This is a genomic window from Rhodococcus sp. BS-15 (assembly GCF_000813105.1).
GTDB lineage: Bacteria > Actinomycetota > Actinomycetes > Mycobacteriales > Mycobacteriaceae > Rhodococcoides.
Genome location: NZ_BAOX01000600.1, coordinates 1 through 791 on the forward strand (window position 1 = coordinate 1; position 791 = coordinate 791).

Consider the following 791-nt stretch of genomic DNA (forward strand, 5'->3'; position numbering starts at 1 on the left):
GCTCGGCAGCCGCTCGGCGGGCACCTCGTGCAGGGGCACGTGGACGGCACCGGAACGATCATCGGCAGATCCCCGTCCGAGAACTGGACCGTCGTGCGCATCGCACTGCCCACCTCGGTCGCGCGCTACGTCGTGGAGAAGGGCTCGATCACGGTCGACGGAGTCTCGCTCACCGTCTCCGGACTCGGCGTCGACGACGGAGCGCACTGGTTCGAGATCTCCCTGATCCCCACGACCCTCGACCTGACCACTCTCGGCACGGCCGAGGTCGGATCGACGGTCAACCTCGAAGTCGACGTCATCGCCAAGTACGTGGAGCGGCTGCAGACGATCGACGCACAGTAAGTACTGTTGACGTGCACGCAAACGATGGTGCATCGGAGAATTTCCAGGGCGCTGAGCCAGGCCCAAGACGTATGGAGCACACCGTGGTGACCAGGTTCGACAGTATCGAGCGCGCAGTTGCGGACATCGCTGCGGGCAAAGCAGTGGTGGTCGTCGACGACGAGGACCGCGAGAACGAAGGCGACCTCATCTTCGCCGCCGAGAAGGCCACCCCGGAACTGGTCGCCTTCATGGTCCGCTACACCTCCGGCTATCTCTGCGTTCCACTCTCCGGTGAGGACTGCGACCGGCTCGGCCTGCCGCCGATGTTCGCCACCAATCAGGACAAGCACGGAACCGCGTACACCGTCACCGTCGACGCCCGCGAAGGCATCGGCACCGGAATCTCGGCCTCCGACCGGGCGGCCACGATGCGACTGCTCGCCCGACCCCCGACCACCGGAGCC

Annotated in this window: 1 protein-coding gene and 1 pseudogene; both read left to right on the forward strand. The window is 66.0% G+C overall.

Features of this window, described 5'->3' with window-relative positions; genetic code table 11:
• Positions 1-345: pseudogene (locus RHBS_RS28190) on the forward strand (riboflavin synthase); the annotation flags it as partial.
• Between the two features lie 86 nt (positions 346-431).
• The coding region (locus tag RHBS_RS28195) for a 3,4-dihydroxy-2-butanone-4-phosphate synthase (RefSeq protein WP_187298683.1) at positions 432-791 on the forward strand (360 nt) is incomplete at its 3' end.